Genomic DNA, 3,872 nt, shown 5'->3' with positions numbered 1-3,872 from the left:
TATTTGGTCATGTTGGCGACCACGAAGCCGCCCCGGGGTCTTTTCATCAGGAACCGGATCGCTTCGCCTTTCTTGATCTTGCCCATCAGGCTCTGGAATTCGGCGATGGAGGACACCGGCTCCCGGTTGATCTCGATGATGAGATCGCCCTGGCGCACGCCGGCGTTTTCGGCTTTGCCGCCCGAGGCCACATCAGTGACCAGAACGCCTTTGGCATCGCTTTCAAAGCCGAACCGCTGGGCTGTTTCGGGGTCGAGGGTTCTGAGTTCGAGGCCCAGGTCTCCGTTGTTCCGGCGGTCCGAGCCCACACGCTGAATCTCGTTGTCCCGTTTGCCCAGGGTGACCTCCACCGTCTTTTCCTTTCCTTCCCGGATCAGGGTGATGGACGTTTTTTTGCCCACGGGGAGGTTGGCGATCTGGGCCGACAGCTCACGGCTCGACTTGACCGGGTTCCCGTCCACCGCGATGACGACGTCGCCGACCTTGATGCCGCCCTTATCCGCCGGATCCCCCTCGTAAATCTGGGAAATCAGGACGCCGCTCTCCTGGTCGATCTTGTAGTATTCCTTGAGCTCGTCGGTCAGGTCCTGGATGCCGACCCCGAGCCAGCCCCGGGTCACCTCGCCGCTCTTTTTCAACTGGCCGACGATGTTCATGGCCATGTTGACGGGGATGGCGAAGCCGATCCCCTGGCCGCTGGCGATGATGGCCGTGTTGATGCCGACCACCCGCCCGTTCATGTCCAGGAGGGGGCCGCCGCTGTTGCCGGGGTTGATGGAGGCGTCGGTCTGAATGAAATCGTCATAGGGGCCTGCGCCGATGACCCGGCCCTTGGCGCTGACGATCCCGGCGGTGACGGTCTGCTCGAGGCCGAAGGGGCTGCCGATGGCCAACACCCAGTCGCCCACCCGCAGGCTGTCCGAATCCCCGGTCTCAAGCGCGACGAGATCCTTGTTGGGGGCGATACGGATCAAGGCCAGGTCGGTGTTGGGATCCCGACCGATCACCTCGGCGTCGAACTCCTTTTCATTGGAGAGGCGAACCTTGATCTCATCCGCGCCGTCGACGACATGGTTGTTGGTCACGATATACCCTTCCGTGTCGATGATGAAGCCGGAGCCGAGGCTCTGCTGCTTGAAATCGTGTGGACTCTCGTCGGGAAGCTGGGGAAAGAGATCCTTGAACGGGTTGTCCCGGCCGCCGAAGGGGTTGCCGTAAAAATGCCGGAACACCCGCCCGCCGCCGCTCATGGTTTTGACCGTCCGGATGTTCACGACGGCCGGCCGCACCTTTTCGGCAAGCTTGCTGATGTTCATGGGCACCATGAGGGTGCCGTCGCTCTCGGCGGCCTCAACGTCCACGGCGATGCCCGTCGTCAGAAAGATTGCCGCGATCCAGAGGGTCAGTATCGAAAGATATCTGTTGTGCCGCATCCATTTCATGATGGTTTCCTCCTGATTTTATGTTGAATTGACGATAAAAGGCTTTTAACGGAAAGTATAATACGGCGGAGAGGTTGCCTCAAGATGATGAGAAGATTACCAAATGGTCATGTTTTCCGCCCCGGTTCCTCGCTGACGGAAAGCGCCAGGGAAAAAACGCTGCCGACGCCCGGGGCGCTCTCGACCCGCACGTCGCCGCCGTGGGCCGCGGCCACGCTCCTCACCAGGCTCAACCCCAGGCCTGTTCCCGAGAGGCTTCGGCTGGGGTCGCACCGGTAAAACCGTTCGAAGATGTGGGGCAGGTCCGAGGCATGGATGCCGATGCCCGTATCCTCGATCACCACCTCCAGCCGGCTGGGATCCAGCCCCACGACGAACACGTTCACGAAGCCCCCTTCCGGCGTATACTTGACGGCGTTGTCGAGGAGGTTCCCGACGGCCCGCTGGAGAAGGCGCGGATCCCCGATAACGATACACCCCTCGGGCGTCCGGCGGGTCAGCGTCACGCCCTTGTCCTCGGCGAGGGGCTCGTACAGCTCGCAGGCCCGCCGGACCAGGGCGCCCACGTCCACGGCAGTCCGTTCGATAACCGCCGCGCGCGCTTCGGTCTTGGAAATCATGAGCATGGTGTTGATCATGTCCAGGAGACCGTCGCACTCCTCGATCACGCCCGCCGCCATCCCCTGGTATTGCGCTATGGCCCCGGGGTCGTCGCCCGCGGTGGTCAACGTCACCTCGGCCATGCCCCGGATCCGGGTGACGGGGCTCTTCAGGTCATGGGCGATGTTGTCGCTCATCTCCCGGATGCCGACGACCAGGCCCTCGATACGATCCAGCATTTCATTGAAAGTGACGGCAAGGCGTTCGATCTCGTCCCCCCATCGCTTCACCGGCACCCGCCGCCCCAGGTCGCCGCCGGTGATCTCCCGGGCGGTTCGGGTGACCTCCCCCACCCCGCCAAGGGCCTTTTTGGCCATGAACCAGCCGATCAGGATCGACAGCGCCGACAAGGTCACGAGGGTCCCCACGAGGATCTTCCGGGAGGCTTCGATAAACCGGCCGGCGTGCTCCATGGGCTGGCCCAGCTGTAGAATGACGCCCGGACCGATCACCCGGTACAGGATCCGCACCCGGTATCCCACATTGGGGTCCACAAGGGTGTCGAACACATGCGGCCGGCCTTCGATCAACCGGCGGATGGCGTCCCTGGCCACGGCGATGTTCTCCCAGTAGGACATGTTGGACGACGAGAAGGCCGAGCCGTCCATATAGAGCAGCCTGAAAAAGATCTTGCGCTCTCCGGCCGCCTGGGCCTCCAGGATCATCACCCGCTTGACGGCGTCGATCCCCTTGGCCTTGAAGATGGACTCGAAGGTGCTCACCTGGTTCAGCAGCTCCTGGTCCGATCGCTCCTCCAGGAGGCGTGTCACCATGAGGTAGGACAGTAGAAAGGCCACGCCCGAGAGGAGAATGACGATGGTCCCGTACCACAGGGTCAGCCGGAACGCCAGGGTGCGGGGCCGGCTAATCCAATTCCTTGAGCACATACCCGACGCCTCTCACCGTGTGGATCAGCTTGCGGTCGAAATCCTTGTCGACCTTGTCCCTCAGCCGGCAGATGCGGGCCTCCACCACGTTGGTCCTGGGATCGAAATTATAGTCCCACACGTGTTCCATGATCATGGTCTTGGACACCACCCGGCCGGCGTTTCGCATCAGGTATTCCAGGAGGGAAAACTCGAGGGGCTGGAGCTCGATCTTCTGATCGTCCCGCACCACCCGGCGCGTCACCAGGTCGAGGGAGAGGCCGCCCACCACGAGGCGCATGGGTTCCGACACCTCCCCGGCCCGGCGGATCAGGGCTTGAACCCGGGCCAGGAGCTCCGAAAAGGAGAACGGCTTGGTGAGATAGTCGTCCGCCCCGATCTCGAGCCCTTTGACCCGGTCGTCGATCTCCCCCCGGGCGCTCAGAAAGATCACCGGCGTGCGGACCTTTTCCCGGCGCATCGTCTCCACGATGGAAAGCCCGCTCCGCCCGGGCAGCATGATGTCGATGACGGCGGCGTCGTAAGGTTCGGAAAGCGCCAGGTGCAGCCCCTCCTCCCCGTCGGCGGCATGATCGACGGCATATCCGGCCGCCTTCAACCCTTTCACGATGAAGTCGGCGATCTTCCGGTCGTCCTCCACCAGCAGAATTCTCATAGCGTATCCTCGACGGCTCCGCAAAAAGTCCTTTCACCGTAATGCGGGAAACCGATTGAAAATCAATTTATGACTCAGCTTTCGACTTTCATAGGCAGGTGCCTCTATCCGGTTATCGTCATGAAATTCAACTTTCGGCTTTCATGATGGTAACCGGATAGAGGTGCCGGGAGGTTACGGTCCGCGCCCCTTCAGCGGTGAGTTTTAGTGCCGCATAATCGCCGCGGA

At 62.0% G+C, this 3,872-nt stretch carries 3 protein-coding genes; all 3 read right to left on the bottom strand.

Annotated elements, in window-relative coordinates; translation table 11 throughout:
• A partial coding sequence (locus AB7S84_RS16860) for a DegQ family serine endoprotease (RefSeq protein WP_428155936.1) occupies nucleotides 1–1,442 on the bottom strand: 1,442 nt, incomplete at its 3' end.
• Nucleotides 1,443–1,549: 107 nt separating this feature from the next.
• Complete coding sequence (locus AB7S84_RS16855; protein ID WP_428155934.1) at nucleotides 1,550–2,989, bottom strand: ATP-binding protein; 1,440 nt, start codon at nucleotides 2,987–2,989, stop codon at nucleotides 1,550–1,552.
• Nucleotides 2,967–3,644 (bottom strand): response regulator transcription factor, encoded by a 678-nt coding sequence (locus tag AB7S84_RS16850; protein WP_020878016.1) that lies wholly within the window; start codon nucleotides 3,642–3,644, stop codon nucleotides 2,967–2,969. Before AB7S84_RS16850 ends, AB7S84_RS16855 begins: the two co-directional genes overlap by 23 nt.
• Between the last annotated feature and the right edge of the window lie 228 nt (nucleotides 3,645–3,872).

Source organism: Desulfococcus sp., from assembly GCF_050178255.1.
Taxonomy (GTDB): domain Bacteria; phylum Desulfobacterota; class Desulfobacteria; order Desulfobacterales; family Desulfococcaceae; genus Desulfococcus; species Desulfococcus multivorans.
This window is presented reverse-complemented; position numbering and strand designations above follow the sequence as displayed.

Coding starts and splice junctions, on each gene's coding strand:
- AB7S84_RS16850 (WP_020878016.1), bottom strand. CDS start 3,644: ATGAGAATTCTGCTGGTGGAGGACGACCGGAAGATCGCCGACTTCATC.
- AB7S84_RS16855 (WP_428155934.1), bottom strand. CDS start 2,989: ATGTGCTCAAGGAATTGGATTAGCCGGCCCCGCACCCTGGCGTTCCGG.